We start from the raw sequence: 18,477 nt of genomic DNA, 5'->3' as shown, positions 1-18,477 counted from the left end.
CCATGTGCCAGGCCTCAATCGCCAATATCGATATCAACAAAGATTATGATGAGAGTCTGGGGACCGAGGAGGTGCACTATCAGTCGTTTGCCCGCATGGCGGCCTTTTTTGGCCGCGATATGCAGGCGCATCGCCACGACCAGTACTTTCAGATGCACTTTCTCGATACCGGACAGATCGAGCTGCAGCTCGACGATCACCGCTACTCGGTGCAAGCGCCGCTGTTTGTCCTGACGCCGCCGTCGGTGCCGCACGCCTTTATCACCGGCTCCGACAGCGACGGGCACGTGCTGACCGTACGCGAGGATCTGATCTGGCCGCTGCTGGAGGTGCTCTACCCCGGCACGCGGGAAGCCTTCGGCCTGCCGGGAATGTGCCTGTCGCTGGCGGACAAGCCCGATGAGCTGAGGGCGCTGACGCACTACTGGCAGTTAATTAAACGCGAGTCGACCGCGCAGCTACCGGGGCGCGAGCACACCCTGGCCCTGTTGGCGCAGGCGGTGTTCACCCTGCTTTTACGTAACGCGAAGCTTGATGACCACGCCGCCAGCGGGATGCGCGGTGAATTGAAACTGTTTCAGCGCTTCAACCAGATGATCGACGCTCACTACCACCAGCACTGGGCGGTACCGGACTACGCCGGCGAGCTGCATGTCACCGAATCGCGGCTGACCGATATTTGCCGTCGTTTCGCTAACCGGCCGCCGAAGCGGCTGATCTTCGACCGTCAGCTGCGCGAGGCCAAACGGCTGCTGCTGTTTTCCGACAGCGCGGTCAATGAAATCGCCTGGCAGTTAGGGTTTAAAGACCCGGCCTATTTCGCGCGCTTTTTTAACCGCTTAGTGGGCTGTTCGCCGAGCGCGTTTCGCACGCAAAAGGTGCCGGTCTCCTGAAGGTCCGGCGAGCGGGAAATCTCCCGGATAGCGGCGTACCGCCCTATCCGGGCTAGCGTCACGTACCCGTCTGCGGCCCCGGTAAGCGCCGCGCCGCCGGGGAGTTGTCGCGTCCCGGTGGGCAAAAAGCCGTCCGGATCACAGAATCGTCCAGCGCCTGAAAAGTACCTGCCGTTGACCTAAAAGTCTCTTCACGGAAGCCGCGTTAACCGCTTCAATTGAACAACAAAAACAAAACATAAATTTAACATTGATGCCCTGGCAACTTCGCCCACGCCGCCCTCCCGGCGGCCCGAAGCAGGACGGGATATTCCGATAAATACTGAAGAGGCCCCTATGAAACCTGAAGATTTCCGCGCAGACGCAAAACGCCCGTTAACCGGTGAAGAGTACCTGAAGAGCCTGCAGGACGGCCGTGAAATTTATATCTACGGTGAGCGTGTCAAAGACGTCACCACCCACCCGGCCTTCCGCAACGCCGCCGCCTCGGTGGGCCAACTGTACGATGCGCTGCACAAACCGGAAATGCAGGACGCCCTGTGCTGGAACACCGATACCGGCAGCGGCGGCTATACGCATAAATTCTTCCGCGTGGCGAAAAGCGCCGACGACCTGCGCCAGCAGCGCGATGCCATCGCCGCATGGTCGCGCCTGAGCTACGGCTGGATGGGCCGCACCCCGGATTACAAAGCCGCCTTCGGCTGCGCGCTGGGCGCGAACCCGGCCTTTTACGGCCAGTTCGAACAGAACGCCCGTAACTGGTACACCCGGATTCAGGAAACCGGCCTGTACTTCAACCACGCCATCGTCAACCCGCCGATCGACCGCCATAAACCGGCCGACGAAGTGAAAGACGTTTACATCAAGCTGGAGAAAGAGACCGATGCCGGGATCGTGGTCAGCGGCGCGAAAGTGGTCGCCACCAACTCGGCGCTAACCCACTACAACATGATCGGGTTTGGATCCGCCCAGGTGATGGGGGAAAACCCCGACTTCGCCCTGATGTTCGTCGCGCCGATGGATGCCGAAGGCGTCAAGCTTATCTCCCGCGCCTCTTATGAAATGGTCGCCGGCGCCACCGGATCGCCCTACGACTATCCGCTCTCCAGCCGCTTTGACGAAAACGACGCGATCCTGGTGATGGATAACGTGCTGATCCCGTGGGAAAACGTGCTGATCTATCGCGATTTCGATCGCTGCCGCCGCTGGACGATGGAAGGCGGCTTTGCCCGCATGTATCCGCTGCAGGCCTGCGTCCGCCTGGCGGTAAAGCTCGATTTTATCACCGCCCTGCTCAAGCGCTCGCTGGAGTGCACCGGTACGCTGGAATTCCGCGGCGTGCAGGCCGACCTCGGCGAAGTGGTGGCGTGGCGCAATATGTTCTGGGCGCTGAGCGACTCGATGTGTTCTGAAGCCACCCCGTGGGTCAATGGCGCCTGGCTGCCGGATCACGCCGCGCTGCAAACCTACCGCGTGATGGCGCCGATGGCCTACGCCAAAATCAAAAACATCATCGAACGCAACGTCACCAGTGGCCTGATCTACCTGCCTTCCAGCGCTCGCGATCTGAACAACCCGCAGATCGACCAGTACCTGGCGAAGTACGTGCGCGGATCGAACGGCATGGATCACGTCGAGCGCATCAAGATCCTCAAACTGATGTGGGATGCCATCGGTAGCGAATTCGGCGGCCGCCATGAACTGTACGAAATCAACTACTCCGGCAGCCAGGATGAGATCCGCCTGCAGTGCCTGCGCCAGGCGCAAAGCTCCGGCAACATGGACAAAATGATGGCGATGGTCGACCGCTGCCTGTCCGAGTACGACCAGAACGGCTGGACTGTGCCACATCTGCACAGCAACGCTGATATCAATATGTTGGATAAGCTGCTGAAGTAGCTCGCAGCGGGAGGTCACAATGCAATTAGATGAACAACGTCTGCGTTTTCGCGATGCCATGTCCAGCCTGTCGGCTGCGGTTAACGTTGTCACCACCGCGGGCGACGCCGGGCGCTGCGGCATCACCGCGACGGCGGTATGCTCGGTTACCGATACACCGCCGTCGGTGATGGTGTGTATCAACGCCAACAGCGCGATGAACCCGGTATTTCAGGGCAACGGCCAGCTGTGCATCAACGTGCTGAACCACGAACAGGAAGTGATGGCGCGCCACTTCGCCGGCATGACCGGAATGGCCATGGAAGACCGTTTCAGCCTCTCCTGCTGGCAGGACGGTGCGCTGGGGCAGCCGCTGCTGAAAGGGGCGCTGGCAAGCCTTGAAGGCGCAATTAGCCAGGTCCAGACCATCGGCAGCCACCTGGTCTATCTGGTTGAGATCAAGAACATCACCCTGAGTCAGGAAGGCCACGGACTGATTTACTTTAAACGCCGTTTCCATCCGGTAATGGTGGAAATGGAAGCGGCGATGTAATTCTCTCTGACCCGCTCTTCTCTCTTTCCTCTCCCGACGGGGGAGGAAAAGAGCTAATAAAAAATTCTTGTGATCTCAATCACATGTTTCCCCACTGTTCATTTCCTGTCCAACCGCTTATCCCGCCAGGTGACCGCTTAACCCCACATACAACCACTCGCCGATTTACCCAACTTTACGCAGCCGAGGTTCTGGCAAAATTCCTCCTGACAGAGCAATCAATACCTCCTCAAACCTTATTCAACACCAGACGGTTTCGGCCAATTATTCATCTAAAAACCAGGTTTACTATGGATACTAAAAAGCTATTCAAGCACATACCCTGGGTGATTCTTGGAATCATCGGGGCATTTTGCCTCTCGGTCGTCGCCCTACGCCGCGGTGAGCACGTCAGTGCCCTGTGGATCGTGGTCGCGTCGGTTTCCGTTTATCTGGTGGCCTATCGCTACTACAGCCTGTACATCGCCCAGAAGGTGATGAAGCTCGACCCCACCCGTGCGACGCCGGCGGTCATTAACAACGACGGCCTGAACTACGTCCCGACCAACCGCTACGTGCTGTTCGGCCACCACTTTGCCGCCATTGCCGGCGCAGGTCCGCTGGTCGGCCCGGTGCTGGCGGCGCAGATGGGCTATCTTCCCGGCACCCTGTGGCTGCTGGCGGGGGTGGTGCTGGCCGGCGCGGTGCAGGACTTTATGGTGCTGTTTATCTCCTCGCGCCGTAACGGTTCTTCGCTGGGTGAAATGATCAAAGAAGAGATGGGGCCGATACCGGGTTCTATCGCCCTGTTCGGCTGCTTCCTGATTATGATCATCATCCTCGCGGTACTGGCGCTGATCGTGGTGAAAGCGCTGGCGGAAAGCCCGTGGGGCGTCTTCACCGTCTGTTCGACCGTGCCGATTGCGCTGTTTATGGGGATCTACATGCGCTTCCTGCGCCCCGGCCGCGTGGGTGAAGTGTCGGTTATCGGCATCGTGCTGCTGGTGGCTTCTATTTACTTCGGCGGCGTCATTGCCCACGACCCGTACTGGGGCCCGGCGCTGACCTTTAAAGACACCACCATCACCTTTACCCTGATCGGCTATGCGTTTATCTCCGCGCTGCTGCCGGTGTGGCTGATTCTGGCGCCGCGCGACTATCTGGCGACCTTCCTGAAAATCGGCGTTATCGTCGGCCTGGCGCTGGGCATCGTGATCCTCAACCCGGATCTGAAAATGCCGGCGGTCACCCAGTACATCGACGGTACCGGCCCGCTGTGGAAAGGCGCGCTGTTCCCGTTCCTGTTTATCACTATCGCCTGTGGCGCGGTATCAGGCTTCCACGCGCTGATCGCCTCCGGTACCACGCCGAAGCTGCTGGCGAACGAAACCGACGCCCGCTTTATCGGCTATGGTGCGATGCTGATGGAGTCCTTCGTGGCGGTGATGGCGCTGGTCGCAGCTTCTATCATTGAACCGGGCCTCTACTTCGCGATGAACACCCCGCCGGCCGGTCTGGGCATTGTGATGCCGAACCTGCACGAAATGGGCGGAGAAAACGCCGCGATGATTGCCGCCCAGTTGAAGGACGTGACCGTCCATGCGGCGGCGACCGTCAGTTCCTGGGGCTTCGTGATTTCGCCTGAACAGATCCTGCAAACCGCGAAAGACATCGGTGAACCCTCGGTACTGAACCGCGCGGGCGGCGCGCCGACGCTGGCCGTCGGTATCGCTCACGTGTTCCACAAAATCATCCCGATGGCGGATATGGGCTTCTGGTACCACTTCGGTATTCTGTTTGAAGCGCTGTTTATCCTCACCGCGCTGGATGCCGGTACCCGCGCCGGTCGCTTTATGCTCCAGGATCTGCTGGGTAACTTCGTGCCGTTCCTGAAGAAAACCGACTCGCTGGTGGCCGGGGTGATTGGTACCGCGGGCTGCGTCGGCCTGTGGGGCTACCTGCTGTATCAAGGGGTGGTCGACCCGCTGGGCGGCGTGAAGAGCCTGTGGCCGCTGTTCGGTATCTCTAACCAGATGCTGGCTGCCGTGGCGCTGGTGCTGGGCACCGTGGTGCTGGTCAAAATGCAGCGCACCAAATACATCTGGGTCACGGTGATCCCGGCCGCATGGCTGCTGCTGTGCACCACCTGGGCGCTGGGTCTGAAACTGTTCAGCACCAACCCGCAGATGGAAGGCTTCTTCTTTATGGCTCAGCAGTACAAAGAGAAGATTGCCGCCGGTGGCGAGCTGAGCGCGCAGCAGATTGCCAACATGAACCATATTGTGGTGAACAACTACACCAACGCCGGACTGAGTATTCTGTTCCTGGTGGTGGTCTACAGCATCATCTTCTACGGCATCAAAACGTGGCTCAAAGTCCGTAATAATACAGTACGTACCGATAAAGAGACCCCGTATGTGCCGGTGCCGGAAGGCGGCGTGAAGACCTCGTCACATCATTAATCCGTTCCTGTTCAGCCCCGCTTCGGCGGGGCTTGTCAGTGAATGGCCGCCCAAATAACCCGATCGGCGGGCTCAACACATATCAGGAACGCGTCATGTTTGGTAACTTAGGTCAGGCTAAAAAGTACCTGGGTCAGGCGGCGAAGATGCTGATTGGCATTCCGGACTACGACAATTACGTCGAGCATATGCAGACCAACCATCCGGATAAGCCGTACATGACCTATAACGAATTTTTCCGCGAACGCCAGCAGGCCCGCTACGGCGGCGACGGTAAAGGCGGCGTACGCTGCTGTTAATGGAGGCAAACATGGCACCGATTGCAGTCACTCTGTTGACCGGTTTTCTTGGCGCAGGCAAAACCACCCTGCTGCGCCATATTCTCAATGAGCAGCACGGTTTTAAAATTGCCGTCATCGAAAACGAATTTGGCGAAGTCTCCGTTGACGATAAGCTGATTGGCGACCGCGCCACGCAGATCAAAACCCTGACCAACGGCTGCATCTGCTGCACCCGCTCCAACGAGCTGGAAGACGCCCTGCTCGATCTGCTCGACAGCCGCGATCGCGGCGACATTGCTTTCGACCGGCTGGTGATTGAGTGCACCGGCATGGCCGACCCCGGCCCGATTATTCAGACCTTTTTCTCCCATGAGATTCTCTGCGAACGCTATCTGCTGGACGGCGTGATTGCGTTGGTGGATGCGGTTCACGCCGACCAGCAGATGAACCAGTTCACCATCGCCCAGTCGCAGGTGGGCTATGCCGACCGTATCCTGCTGACCAAAACCGACGTCGCCGGCAACAGCGAGGCGCTGCGCGGACGGCTGGCGCGCATCAACGCCCGGGCGCCGGTGTATACCGTCGTCCACGGCGATATCGACCTGAGCCAGCTGTTTAATACCAGCGGCTTTATGCTGGAAGAGAACGTGGTCACTGATAAACCGCGCTTTCACTTTATCGCCGATCGGCAAAACGACGTCTCGTCTATCGTGGTCGAGCTGGATTACCCGGTCGATATCAGCGAGGTGTCGCGGGTCATGGAAAACCTGCTGCTCTCATTCGCCGGGCAGCTGATGCGCTACAAAGGAATGCTGTGGATCGACGGCGAACCGAACCGCCTGCTGTTCCAGGGCGTCCAGCGCTTATACAGCGCCGACTGGGACCGCCCGTGGGGCGACGAGGCCCCGCACAGCACGCTGGTGTTTATCGGCATTAACCTGCCGGAAGAGGAGATCCGCGCGGCGTTCGCCGGATTGCGGAAGTAACGGTTCGAACGTTCCCTCTTCCTGGGGGAGAGGGACAAAGCGAAGGCATCAGGCGCTATATCGTTCCTTCCATGTATCACGAGAGATAACGTTTCCTCCGGTGTACTTTCAGACGATCGCTTCATAGCGCAATTCGAGCGTTTCTCTTAAGGCATTAGAGTCATTTTTAATCACAGAAATGTAAGTTTAAGTTTTTGCTTGTTACTATAGAAACATTTTCGGAAATTATTAGAAAGCGAATAAGTTCAGCTCCAATCAATATATCCCGCCCCGTTCAATTGCTGTTTAGGCAAAAAATTAAACTTACCCTAAACGGCAAAACGTTAATCATTGACGCTGCGACAAGGTAACCAATTCACAACATCAAAAGAGCGTTTTAATAACAGTTCCGGCATAAAACCTCGACCTACATCAAATTTGCAGTCGTAAATATCACCTGTTAGGGTGTCCTCAGATTAATTTGATGACGAGGCATAAACCATGAAAAAGCTCAATATCCTTATCCTTTCTGCGCTGACCGCGGTTTCCGGCTCCGCAATGGCGATGGGCTTTACCGTCGAGCAGGGGAAAAACTTTACCAACCTCAATATGGAACTGGGTAAATCCTCCTCCGGTCTTTATGCCGAAAGCAACTGGCTCAAAAATACCGACGACGGTACCCAGACCGGCGGCGTTGGCGCGGGTTATAACCTGGAAGTTGGCCCGGTAATGCTGAATGCCGGCGCGAAAGCCATCTACCTTGGGCCGAAAAAAGGCGATAACGGCGTGGCGTTCCCAATCGGCGGCGGCGTTAACGTTGCGCTGACCGACAGCATCCACGTATTCGGTGAAGGTTATGCCGCGCCCGAAGGCCTGAACAACAGCGTGAAAAACTACGTTGAAGCCAACGGCGGCGTGAGCTGGACTCCGATTACCCCGGTGACGCTGAAAGTAGGCTACGCTCACGTGAGCGTCGACGGGAAAGACGGTCGTCCGAACCACACCCTGATTGACGGCGCCTATATTGGCGGTGGGGTCACCTTCTGACAACCTCGATAACAGTAAAAAAAACCTGCCGGGTGGCAGGTTTTTTCTTTTAGCGTTCTGAGCTTACCGGCGAATGACTACCAGCTTCTGGTTCACAAACTCTTTAATCCCCAGATCCGACAGCTCGCGGCCAAAACCGGAGCGCTTCACGCCGCCGAACGGCAGCTCCGGCGCGGTATCGGTCAGCCAGTTGATATAGACCATCCCGGTTTCGATCCGCGACGCCATCCGCTTCGCCCGTTCGATATCCTGGCTGAAGATCGCCCCGCCGAGACCATAGTGCGAATCGTTCGCCAGTTTCACCGCCTCGTCGTCGTCCTTCACCACGTAGATTTGCGCCACCGGGCCGAAGAACTCCTCAAAGTATGCCGGGTTTTCGCGCGTGATGCCGGTCAGAATGGTCGGTTCAAAGAAGTTGCCCTCCCCCTGCGCCGCTTTGCCGCCGAAGTGCAGCTTCGCACCGTTTTTCACCGCCTCGTTGACCTGTGTAGCCAGCGTCGCGAGCGCGTCTTTAGAAGACAGCGGCCCGAGAGTAGTGCTTTCGTCCAGCGGATCGCCCATTTTCACCTGCTTAAACGCCTCGGTAAATTGGCTGAGGAAGGTATCGGCGATTTTCTCATGCAGGATAAAACGCTTGGCGGCGGTGCAGACCTGCCCGGCGTTGTTCAGTCGCGCCTGCATGCCGGTTTTCACCGCCTTTTCGAGGCTGGCATCATCCAGCACGATGAACACGTCGTTCCCACCCAGCTCAAGGGTCGATTTTTTGAGGTGCTTCGCCGCCTGCGCCGCCACCACGCTCCCCGCTTTTTCAGAGCCGGTCAGCGCCGCGCCCTGGACGCGATCGTCGGCGATAATCTTCGCCACCTGATCCTGGGAGATAAACAGATTGGTCCACGCGCCTTCCGGTGCCCCCGCCTCGCGCACCAGATGGGCAAAGGTCTCTGCGCAGTGCGGAACGATGCTGGCATGTTTGGCGATCACCGGATTACCCGCTGCCAGATTCGGCGCCAGTACCCGCATCAGCTGATAGTAAGGGAAGTTCCACGGCTCCACCGCCATCAGCACGCCGATGGGATGGTGCTCAACCCAGGCTTCGCCGAGGTCAGATTGATACTTCACCGGAGCGAGAAACTGTCGCGCGTTATCGGCGTAGTAGCGAGCGATTTGCGCGCAGAGTTTCACCTCGCCGCGGCTTTGCGCAATCAGTTTCCCCATCTCCTGGCTGGCAATTTTCGCCAGCTCTTCGGCCCGGCTGTCGATCAGATCCGCCAGCTTGTGCAGGATCGGTAAGCGCTGTCCGATATCGCCCTTCGACCAGGCGGAATGGTAGAGCGCATCCGCCCGTTGCAGCGCCGCTTCCACGTCCGCATCGCTGTGCGGGGCGTACTCTTTAATCAACTGATTATTTGCAGGATTCACCGTCTGGTAAGCCATATCGTATGTCTCCTTGTTATCGCTAATCATGTAGTCATAAATACTACTCAGGCTATTAAGGGTAGTAGAGATAGCTAAGCATGCGGGTAAAGTTAGGTATATACGGAGGATTCCGTACTGGGGGTCGCCGCCGACGGCGCGCGCCTCATCCCGCAGACAGGCCCGGACGGGCGTGTTATAAAACCCAACTATCCCCTCAGCAAAGGAGCAGGCCGTGAGCCGCACGCGTGATATCCCGCAGACCTTCTGGCGCGATGAAACTCTCCCCTGGCTGGAGCTGCGCAGCACCTGGCAAAGCCGCCAGCCCTATAAACGACACCGTCACCCGCAGCTGTCGCTGGGGGCCATTGTCGCTGGAGAAACCTGCTGTGTTTGCGACGGGCAGGGGTATCTCCTGCAGCCGGGCGATCTGATTGTCATCCCGGCGCAAATGCCGCGCAGCGGGCAGCCGCGAAGCTACCATATGCTCTACCTCGATATGAGCTGGTGCCTGCAGCAGCTGCCGCAGATGCCTCGCCATGCGCAGCTGACCGTGGCGCAGCCGGTGATTCGCCATCGCCAACTTTTCGCGCAATATCAGCAGATTGTGGCGTTAATGGCGCAGCAGCAAACGGCCGATCTGCCAGCCAGGGTGGCGCAGTTACTTCAGGCGCTGCCGCTGCAGGCCGCCGCGGAAACGCCTCTGCGCGCCATCAGCTCCCAGCTCTACCAGCGCCTGGCGGCGGACCTGCTGGCGCCCCCCTCGCTCGACGCGCTGGCCCACGAGTTCGCCCTGCGTAAAGAGACGCTGATTCGCACCTTTAAGCAGGACACCGGCCTGACCCCCGCCAGCTTCATGAATATGGCGCGTATAGAATTCGCCAAAACGCGCCTGCGCGCCGGGGATGAGATTGCCGATGTCGGCTACCAGGCGGGTTTTGCCGACCAGAGCCACTTCCATAAAACCTTCGTCAGCTATACCGCCGCCACGCCGCGCCAGTACGCGCTTGGCCGATCAATATCAGACAATAATTAGCGCTCCGGCTGCCGTAGCCTGACTTCAGGTTACTTCAGAGGTCGCTATGGACATGTTTTCCCCGCTTTTTCCACCCGCTTTCCCGGCGCTGGCGCTTTCCCACTTCGTCGCCCTGCTCAGTCCCGGGCCGGATTTCTTTTTACTGATTGGCTACGCCATCCGCTATCGCCTGCGCGGCAGCGGCGGCCTGTGTCTCGGGATTGCCGCCGGCAACGGGCTGTACATCCTGCTGGCGATTATCGGCTGGGGCGTGCTGCGCCAGGCGCCGCTGCTGTTTACCCTGGTCGAGCTGCTGGGGGCGGCGTATCTGCTGTGGATTGGCAGTCGGCTGCTGCAAAGTCGCCCGTCGGCGCTGGACTGGCACACAACCCCTGGCGCACGGCCCGGGCTGGCTAAACAGCTGCTGCTGGGGCTCGGCTCTTCGTTGCTCAATCCGAAAAACGCGCTGTTTTATCTGGCGCTGATGACTTCGCTGCTCGGCCCCGACGTTACCCTGCTGCAGCAGGCAACCTGCGGCATCTGGATGGTCAGCGTGGTGCTGGTATGGGATCTGTTGCTGGTCTCGCTGATCGCGCTTGCCCCGGTTCAGCGCCGCCTCTCCGGTATGGTCTGGCGCGTTGAGCGGGCGGCGGGGGCGGTGCTAATGGGATTCGGCCTGTGGATCGTGTGGCAGTTTTTGCACGAGTCCGCCGTCAGGTTATATGCTTAAGCCTATGGAAAAACTCGCTGAACTGAAACGCGCCAAACTGCTGGCGCTGTCGCTACTGCTGATTGCAGTCGCCATCTTTATCACCACCCTGCTGCTGCCGCCGACGCCATGGGTCAGCGCGCTGAAGGCCATTTCCGAAGCGGCGATGGTCGGCGCGCTGGCCGACTGGTTCGCGGTGGTGGCGTTGTTTCGCCGTATTCCGCTGCCGTTTATCTCCCGGCATACGGCGATTATTCCCCGTAATAAAGACCGGATCGCCGATAATCTCGGCTATTTCGTGCAGGAGAAATTCCTCGACACCCCCTCGCTGGTGGCGCTCATCCGCCGCTATGAACCCGCGCTGATGCTCGGCAACTGGTTCAGCCAGCCGGCCAACGCCCAGCGGGTGGGTCACCATCTGCTGCAGGTGATGAGCGGCTTTCTCGAGCTCACCGACGACGCCCGCATTCAGCGCCTGCTGCGCCGGGCGGTACACAAGGCGATTGATAAGGTCGACCTGACGCAGACCAGCGCCATGATGCTGGAGGGATTAACCCGCAACAATCGCCACCAGAAGCTGCTGGACTCGCTGATTACCCAGCTGATCGCCCTGTTGCAGCGCGATAGCTCACGCGCGTTCATCGCCCGCGGGATTGTCCGCTGGCTGGAGACCGAACACCCGCTGAAGGCCAAAATCCTGCCCACCGAATGGCTGGGCGAGCACAGCGCCGATATGGTCACCGACGCGGTCAATACCCTGCTCGACGAGGTGACCCAGGATCGCAGCCATCAGATCCGCCAGGCGTTCGATCGCGCAACCCTAAAACTGATCGACAGCCTGAAATCCGATCCGCTGCTGGCCGAAAAAGCGGAGAACATGAAGGCGTATCTGAAAAACGATGAAACCTTCAACCGCTACCTTGGCGAGGTGTGGGCCGACCTGCGGACGTGGATTAAAAACGACGTCACCCACGATGATTCGCGGATTAAACAGCGTATTGCCGACGCCGGACAGTGGTTTGGCGAGACCTTGCTCCATGATGATGCGCTGCGCGAGTCGCTGAACGAGCACCTTGAGCAGGCGGCCCACCGGGTGGCGCCGGAGTTTGCCGCCTTCCTGACCCGCCATATCAGCGATACGGTTAAAAGCTGGGACGCGCGGGATATGTCGCGGCAAATCGAACTGAACATCGGTAAAGACCTGCAGTTTATCCGCATCAACGGCACTCTGGTCGGCGGCAGCATCGGCCTGCTGCTGTGGCTGTTATCGCAAATTCCGACGCTGCTGCATCTTAAGATTGGCTGAAAATGGTAGCATCACAACGCTTCCGGCGATAAATACCCGATAAGGAGGGGCAGACTATGCGATGGATATCGCGACTATTTGCTCGTCATTCCGCTACGCTTGTCTTTCCCATGGCGTTGATTCTCTATGATTTTGCCGCCTATCTGACCACCGACCTTATCCAGCCCGGGATCATCCACGTGGTGCGCGATTTCAACGCCGACGTGGCGCTGGCGCCGGCCTCGGTCAGCCTGTATATGGCCGGCGGTATGGCCCTGCAGTGGCTGCTGGGACCGCTCTCAGACCGTATCGGCCGTCGGCCGGTACTGCTTGCCGGAGCGCTGCTCTTCACCCTCGCCTGTCTCGCGACGATGTTGACCACCTCCATGACGCAGTTCCTCGTCGCGCGCTTCGTTCAGGGCACCAGCATCTGTTTCATCGCCACGGTCGGCTACGTCACCGTGCAGGAGGCCTTTGATGAGAAAAGATCGATTAAGCTGATGGCGGTGATCACCTCGATCGTCCTGGTGGCGCCGATCGTCGGCCCGCTTTCCGGCGCGGCGCTGATGCACTTCGTCCACTGGAAAGCGCTGTTCGGGATTATCGCCGCGATGGGGTTTATCGCCTGGCTGGGGCTGCTGCTGAACATGCCGGAAACGGTGCGCCGCGGCGACGTGCCCTTCAGCGCCGGTAGCGTGGTTCGTGACTTCCGCGACGTCTTTCGCGACCGGATCTTTTTGTCCGGCGCCGCCACGCTCTCGCTGAGCTATATCCCGCTGATGAGCTGGGTGGCGGTCTCGCCGGTTATCTTAATGGATGACGGCGGGCTCAGCAGCGGCGAATTCGCCTGGGTCCAGGTGCCGGTCTTCAGCGCGGTGATTATCGCCAACCTGTCAGTAGCGCGCTGGGTGCAGGACCCCACGCGCCCGCGCTTCGTCCTGAGCGCGCTGCCCCTCCAGGCCATCGGGCTGGCGCTGCTGATTTTCGGCAACCTGGCGTGGCCGCACGTTTGGCTATGGTCGGTGCTGGGGACCTGCTTCTACTCTTTCGGCATCGGGCTGATTTTCCCGACGCTGTTCCGCTTTACCCTGTTTTCCAACGATCTGCCGAAAGGCACCGTCTCCGCGTCGCTGAATATAGTGATCCTCAGCGTCAGCGCGCTGGCCATTGAGGGGGCGCGCTGGCTATGGTTTCACGGCGGCAGATTGCCGTTCCACATGCTGGCGGTGGTCGCCGGGATCGCGGCCTCCTGCTGCCTGGACGGGTTACTACACAATCTGCGCCAACGTTCAGAAGCGGCCATCGAAGCCCGGCAATCCTGATAAACTTAGCGTATAACCCCACAGAGAAAGAGCAAAGATGAGCGATATTGAACTCAGCCCGGCGCAGCGCGACCTGCTACGCGAGAAGCTAAGCACATACTGTGAAACCCATTTCGACCTCGAGCTGGAGCAGTTCGACGCCGAGTTTTTTGTCGACTTTATCGCCAAAGAGCTGGGGCCGCTGTTTTACAACGCCGGCATCGAAGAGGCCATCCGGACCCATCTCGCCTGGAGCGAGCGGATTCAGGAAGAGATGGATTTGAAAAAAGTCTATTAGGTCGGTCAACGCCCGCAGGAGATCAATAAACACACACTTATGGAATGGTTATAATGCAGATTCTTGCATCATCTCCCGTGTACGGGGAAGGAAAACCATGTCGCTTATCACCGATCTACCCGCCATTTTCGATCAGTTCTCCGAAGCTCGCCAGAAGGGCTTCCTCACCGTGATGGAACTCAAAGAGCACAACATTCCGCTGGTGGGCACCTACTGCACCTTTATGCCGCAGGAGCTTGCCATGGCGGCTGGCGCGGTGGTCGTCTCGCTGTGTTCTACCTCCGATGAAACCATCGATCAGGCGGAGAAAGAGCTGCCGCGCAACCTCTGCCCGTTGATTAAAAGCAGCTACGGCTTTGGCAAAACGGACAAATGTCCCTACTTCTACTTTTCCGACCTGGTGGTCGGCGAAACCACCTGCGATGGCAAAAAGAAAATGTACGAGTACATGGCAGAGTTTAAAGCGGTCCACGTGATGCAACTGCCGAACAGCGCCAGCGATCCCGCCTCGCGAGCGCTATGGAAAGCGGAGATTCTGCGTTTACAGCAGGCGCTGGAAGCCCGTTTCGCTACCCCAATCAGCGAGGCGGCGCTGCGCGAGGCGATCGTGCTGAAGAACCGCGAGCGCCGGGCGCTGGCCAATTTCTATCGCGTGGGCCAGCTTAATCCTCCCGCGCTCAGCGGCAGCGACATCTTAAAAGTGGTCTACGGCGCGACCTTCCGTTTTGACAAAGAAGCGCTGATCGCCGAGCTGAACGAGATGGCCGATCGCGTACGTCATGAATGGCAGGCAGGCACCCGGCTGGCGGCCCGCCCGCGTATTCTGATCACCGGCTGCCCGATCGGCGGCGCGGCGGAAAAGGTGGTCCGCGCCATCGAAGAGAACGGCGGCTGGGTGGTCGGTTATGAGAACTGCACCGGCGCGAAGGCCACCGAACGCTGCGTGGCAGAGAGCGGCGACGTCTACGACGCATTGACCGACAAATACCTCGCCATCGGCTGTTCCTGCATTTCGCCGAACGACCAGCGTTTAACCCTGCTGAGCCAGATGGTCGAAGAGTAGCAGGCGGATGGCGTGGTGGATGTGATTTTACAGGCCTGCCACACCTATGCGGTGGAGTCGCTGACGATTAAGCGCCACGTCCGCCAGCACCACCACATCCCCTATATGGCGATTGAAACCGACTATTCGACGGCCGATATCGGTCAGCTCAACACCCGCGTCGCGGCGTTTATTGAAATGCTGTAAGGAAGAGTCGTGGTTTTTACGCTAGGTATTGATTCAGGTTCCACGGCGACGAAGGGCATCCTGCTGGCGGATGGCATCATCCAGCGGCGCTTTCTGTGCCCGACGCCGTTCCGCCCCGCCGACGCGATTGTCGAAGCCCGGGAAACCCTCAGCGCCGGGCTGGCATCCCGGCCGTTTTTGACCTTAACCGGCTATGGCCGCCAGCTGGTGGATTTTGCCGATAAGCAGGTGACGGAGATTTCCTGCCACGGGCTTGGCGCCCGCCTGCTGGCTCCGGCAACCCGCACGGTGATTGATATCGGCGGCCAGGACAGCAAGGTGATCCAGCTCGATGAGCACGGCAATCTCAGCGACTTCCTGATGAACGACAAATGCGCGGCGGGCACCGGGCGCTTTCTTGAGGTGATTGCGCGCACGCTTGGTGCCAGCGTAGAGCGGCTGGATGCTATCACCGAGGGCGTTACGCCGCACGCCATCACCAGCATGTGCACGGTCTTCGCCGAATCCGAAGTGATCAGCCTGCGATCGGCGGGGGTACCACCGGAGGCTATTCTGGCCGGGGTGGTTAACGCCATGGCCCGGCGCAGCGCCCACTTCATCGGTCGGCTGCCGGCGCAGGGGCCACTGCTGTTTACCGGCGGCGTCAGCCGCTGCGCGACGTTCGCCGCTATGCTGGAACGTCACGTCGGCATGGTGGTGCACAGGCATCCGGACGCCCAGTTTGCCGGGGCCATCGGCGCGGCGCTGATCGGCCAACGCCAGAGGCGACGAGAATGACGACGTATCTGTTTTTATTTCATTCAACGGTAGGGGTGGTGCGGATGCGTAAAGCCCTGCAGGCGGCGGGACTCTCCTTTCAGGTCAAGGATATCCCGCGCCAGCTGCGCAGCGGCTGCGGGCTGTGCATTTATCTGCGCTGTCTACCGGGAGAAGAGCAGCGCTGGGTGACCCCCGGGGAAACGGCGGCGATTTACCGCTATGCCGATGGGCAGTGGCGCTGCGCCTCAAGCTGGCCAGCCTGAGGCTATTCCGTGATAACAAACCGCGTCGGGGCGAAACAGTTCAGGATCCGGTGCACCAGAAAGACCAGCGTCAGCGTCACAATAAGCGACGTGGTCACCGAGGTGATGCGATAGAGGTCGCTGAAGATCAGATCCTGGTCGGGTTGCAGATTCTGGCCGAACATAATCCCGATCGTGGTAATACTGGCGAAACCCACCCCGGCGCCGACCTTCTCCATCACGTGCAGGCGCGCGCTGAAGGCCAGCCCCAGGCCGATCAGCGGCATCATCAGCACCATATGATTGCTGAAATCATAGATCAGTAGCTGCACCACCAGAATATACAGGCACGCCAGCACCACCCCCACCACGCGCCACAGCGAGCTGATCACCGCGCCGCGATAGTGCATCGGGAAGAGGATCAAAATCCCCGCCATCAGCGCCGAGAGGGAATCGCTCAGATCGCAGATCTGGAAGACCACGAAAATGAGGGTGGCGACGGTACCGGAGAGCAGAGACTCATGGCGGATGCGGGCGGCGTCTTTCTCGATGCGCGGCGGCGGCTTCCGCGGTTCCACATCCGGGATCAGGTAATTCATTAACGCGCTGAGCGCCACCGCCATCACGCAGGCTTCCATATTAGAGAACAGCAGCGTGTGCCAGTTGCTGGTGGGATAGCTCATAAAGTTGAGCATCGTGCTCTGACAGACCACCCCCATCGACCCCAGCAGAAACAGCGGCCCCTGGCTCATAAAGCGAAAACGCATCACGTAGAGGCCAAAAACCACCAGCGTCATGATCACCGGCCATTGCGACAAATAGCCGACGATCAGCACCATTTCCACGCAGTTAACCGCCGCGCTAAAAATGAACTGCGTTGCGACGTGGCGGTTGAAAACCGGCACCAGCGACAGCAGCATCAGCGGATAGACCACAAAGAAAACGCCGTACTGCACGTCGTAGAAGGTCGATATGCTCAGCGCAATCATCCCGGCGAAGGCAATGCGCAGCGTCTGGCGAAAGTCATTCGCCGTATAGACGATATTGCCGTGCGGGGTGAAGACCCGGGCCAGCGTATTAATAGACATAGTGCAGCAGGCTCACCAGATGGATCTGCAGCCCGGCAAAGGTACGGGCGAACGGCCCCTCGCTATTATAGAGCTGTACCGTAGCGCGAGCCCCGGTCGGCAGCGCCTTTTCCAGCGGCTCGTCGAGGGCGACGTGGATACGCATCCGCTGAGCATCGCGTACCCAGCGGGTGGACTGCTCCGGCTGCGACAGCTGGCCGTTAACCTCTTCCTGGCCGGCCAGAATACCGGCATCGCTGCTGGTGACGTGCGCCGGGAAGACTTTACCCGGCAGAGCGTCAAAGACCACCGCGGCATCGGTATTCACTCCGGTATGACGCAGGCTTTTCTCCCGAAAATCGGCGACGATATCAGTATGGTTGCTGACCAGCGCCAGCAGCGGCGTGGCGGCGGTAGCATACAGGCCGGGGTTGAGCTGCAGGTTGCTCACCATCCCGTCCGTTTCGGCGTAGACTTTGCTCCAGCCAAGGTTGAGCCGCGCCTCTTCCAGCGCATTACGGTATTTTTGCAGCGTAACGTTGCGGCTATCGTCACGCTCCCCGCGTTGGATTAACAGATTCTGAATGCTGGCATTCAGCGCGCTCACCGCTTGTTCGCTGCTCTGCCAGGTGGTGCGCACCTTATCCAGATCCGCCTGCGAGACGTTCTGCATGGCGCTCAGGCGCTGGTAGCGATCGAGGGTGACCTTATCGTTGCGGGCGGTGTACTGCGCGGTACGCAGGTTGGCGCGCGCGGCGGCGATCTGCGCATCCAGCTGCTGGTTGCTCAGCTTCGCCTGGGCAAGCGCAATCTGTGCTGCCTGGACTTTGTTGATAAACGGCGTCGGATCCAGCTCATAGAGCAGGTCTCCCTTCTTCACCTGGCTATTATTGTGCACATAGACCTGTGACACATAGCCGGAGACCCGCGGTGCGACCGGGGTCACCACCCGCATCACGGTGGAGTCCGGCGTCAGCGGGATCCAGATATCGGCAACGATAAACCAGGCGAATACCACCAGGAAAGTGGCAATACTCACCCTTACCCAGCGGGCAAATTTTTGTTCTGGCGTCATCATAGT

Annotated in this window: 17 protein-coding genes and 1 pseudogene; 15 read left to right on the top strand and 3 right to left on the bottom strand. The window is 59.2% G+C overall.

Features of this window, described 5'->3' with window-relative positions:
• The first annotated feature begins 2 nt into the window (after positions 1 to 2).
• From hpaA to ACI2JR_RS10295, 7 genes are all read left to right on the top strand, one after another.
• Complete coding sequence (gene hpaA / locus ACI2JR_RS10325; protein WP_132730035.1) at positions 3 to 893, top strand: 4-hydroxyphenylacetate catabolism regulatory protein HpaA; 891 nt, start codon at positions 3 to 5, stop codon at positions 891 to 893.
• A gap of 336 nt (positions 894 to 1,229) precedes the next feature.
• Positions 1,230 to 2,792, top strand: coding sequence for a 4-hydroxyphenylacetate 3-monooxygenase, oxygenase component (gene hpaB / locus ACI2JR_RS10320; RefSeq protein WP_462478485.1), 1,563 nt, complete (start codon positions 1,230 to 1,232; stop codon positions 2,790 to 2,792).
• A 19-nt stretch (positions 2,793 to 2,811) separates the two neighbouring features.
• The gene (locus ACI2JR_RS10315; RefSeq protein WP_132730037.1) at positions 2,812 to 3,324 is read left to right on the top strand and encodes a 4-hydroxyphenylacetate 3-monooxygenase reductase subunit; all 513 of its coding nucleotides are present in this window, start codon (positions 2,812 to 2,814) and stop codon (positions 3,322 to 3,324) included.
• 290 nt (positions 3,325 to 3,614) lie between these two features.
• Positions 3,615 to 5,765 carry a carbon starvation CstA family protein gene (locus ACI2JR_RS10310; protein ID WP_132730038.1) on the top strand — a complete coding sequence of 717 codons (2,151 nt, stop codon included), beginning with the start codon at positions 3,615 to 3,617 and terminating at the stop codon, positions 5,763 to 5,765.
• Between the two features lie 95 nt (positions 5,766 to 5,860).
• Positions 5,861 to 6,064 carry a YbdD/YjiX family protein gene (locus ACI2JR_RS10305; protein ID WP_132730039.1) on the top strand — a complete coding sequence of 68 codons (204 nt, stop codon included), beginning with the start codon at positions 5,861 to 5,863 and terminating at the stop codon, positions 6,062 to 6,064.
• 11 nt (positions 6,065 to 6,075) lie between these two features.
• Positions 6,076 to 7,032, top strand: coding sequence for a GTPase (yjiA, locus tag ACI2JR_RS10300; RefSeq protein WP_132730040.1), 957 nt, complete (start codon positions 6,076 to 6,078; stop codon positions 7,030 to 7,032).
• A gap of 480 nt (positions 7,033 to 7,512) precedes the next feature.
• Positions 7,513 to 8,058, top strand: a complete 546-nt coding sequence (locus tag ACI2JR_RS10295) for a YfaZ family outer membrane protein (protein WP_462478484.1) — start codon at positions 7,513 to 7,515, stop codon at positions 8,056 to 8,058.
• A 63-nt stretch (positions 8,059 to 8,121) separates the two neighbouring features.
• Here ACI2JR_RS10295 and ACI2JR_RS10290 read toward each other — a convergent pair whose 3' ends face one another.
• Positions 8,122 to 9,492 carry an NAD-dependent succinate-semialdehyde dehydrogenase gene (locus ACI2JR_RS10290; RefSeq protein ID WP_462478483.1) on the bottom strand — a complete coding sequence of 457 codons (1,371 nt, stop codon included), beginning with the start codon at positions 9,490 to 9,492 and terminating at the stop codon, positions 8,122 to 8,124.
• A gap of 214 nt (positions 9,493 to 9,706) precedes the next feature.
• Here ACI2JR_RS10290 and ACI2JR_RS10285 point away from each other — a divergent pair, with 214 nt between their 5' ends.
• The 8 genes and pseudogenes from ACI2JR_RS10285 to ACI2JR_RS10250 all read left to right on the top strand — a co-directional run bounded on the left by ACI2JR_RS10285 (position 9,707) and on the right by ACI2JR_RS10250 (position 16,350).
• A complete protein-coding gene (locus ACI2JR_RS10285) occupies positions 9,707 to 10,507 on the top strand; it encodes an AraC family transcriptional regulator (RefSeq protein WP_462478482.1) in 801 nt (266 codons plus the stop codon).
• A 46-nt stretch (positions 10,508 to 10,553) separates the two neighbouring features.
• On the top strand, positions 10,554 to 11,216 hold the full coding sequence (locus ACI2JR_RS10280; RefSeq protein ID WP_462478481.1) for a LysE family translocator: 663 nt from the start codon (positions 10,554 to 10,556) through the stop codon (positions 11,214 to 11,216).
• Positions 11,209 to 12,501 carry a DUF445 domain-containing protein gene (locus ACI2JR_RS10275; RefSeq protein WP_132730044.1) on the top strand — a complete coding sequence of 431 codons (1,293 nt, stop codon included), beginning with the start codon at positions 11,209 to 11,211 and terminating at the stop codon, positions 12,499 to 12,501. Before ACI2JR_RS10280 ends, ACI2JR_RS10275 begins: the two co-directional genes overlap by 8 nt.
• Before the next feature lie 56 nt (positions 12,502 to 12,557).
• Complete coding sequence (mdtM, locus tag ACI2JR_RS10270; RefSeq protein WP_462478480.1) at positions 12,558 to 13,802, top strand: multidrug efflux MFS transporter MdtM; 1,245 nt, start codon at positions 12,558 to 12,560, stop codon at positions 13,800 to 13,802.
• Between the two features lie 37 nt (positions 13,803 to 13,839).
• Complete coding sequence (locus ACI2JR_RS10265) at positions 13,840 to 14,079, top strand: DUF2164 domain-containing protein (RefSeq protein WP_132730046.1); 240 nt, start codon at positions 13,840 to 13,842, stop codon at positions 14,077 to 14,079.
• A 97-nt stretch (positions 14,080 to 14,176) separates the two neighbouring features.
• Positions 14,177 to 15,328 (top strand): annotated as a pseudogene (locus tag ACI2JR_RS10260) (double-cubane-cluster-containing anaerobic reductase).
• Positions 15,329 to 15,337: 9 nt separating this feature from the next.
• Positions 15,338 to 16,105, top strand: coding sequence for a putative 2-hydroxyacyl-CoA dehydratase activator YjiL (yjiL, locus tag ACI2JR_RS10255; protein ID WP_132730048.1), 768 nt, complete (start codon positions 15,338 to 15,340; stop codon positions 16,103 to 16,105).
• A complete protein-coding gene (locus tag ACI2JR_RS10250; RefSeq protein WP_132730049.1) occupies positions 16,102 to 16,350 on the top strand; it encodes a DUF3343 domain-containing protein in 249 nt (82 codons plus the stop codon). The genes yjiL and ACI2JR_RS10250 overlap by 4 nt, the downstream gene beginning before the upstream one ends.
• Positions 16,351 to 16,352: 2 nt before the next feature.
• Here ACI2JR_RS10250 and ACI2JR_RS10245 read toward each other — a convergent pair whose 3' ends face one another.
• Both ACI2JR_RS10245 and ACI2JR_RS10240 read right to left on the bottom strand, forming a co-directional pair.
• Positions 16,353 to 17,417 (bottom strand): DUF2955 domain-containing protein, encoded by a 1,065-nt coding sequence (locus ACI2JR_RS10245; RefSeq protein WP_132730050.1) that lies wholly within the window; start codon positions 17,415 to 17,417, stop codon positions 16,353 to 16,355.
• Positions 17,407 to 18,474 carry an HlyD family secretion protein gene (locus tag ACI2JR_RS10240; protein ID WP_462478479.1) on the bottom strand — a complete coding sequence of 356 codons (1,068 nt, stop codon included), beginning with the start codon at positions 18,472 to 18,474 and terminating at the stop codon, positions 17,407 to 17,409. Before ACI2JR_RS10240 ends, ACI2JR_RS10245 begins: the two co-directional genes overlap by 11 nt.
• Positions 18,475 to 18,477 lie beyond the last annotated feature (3 nt).

It is taken from the genome of Klebsiella sp. NPDC088457 (assembly GCF_044900465.1).
Classification (GTDB): Bacteria; Pseudomonadota; Gammaproteobacteria; order Enterobacterales; family Enterobacteriaceae; genus Klebsiella.
Note: the sequence above shows the minus strand (reverse complement) of the source record. Positions and strands in the feature narration are given on the sequence as shown.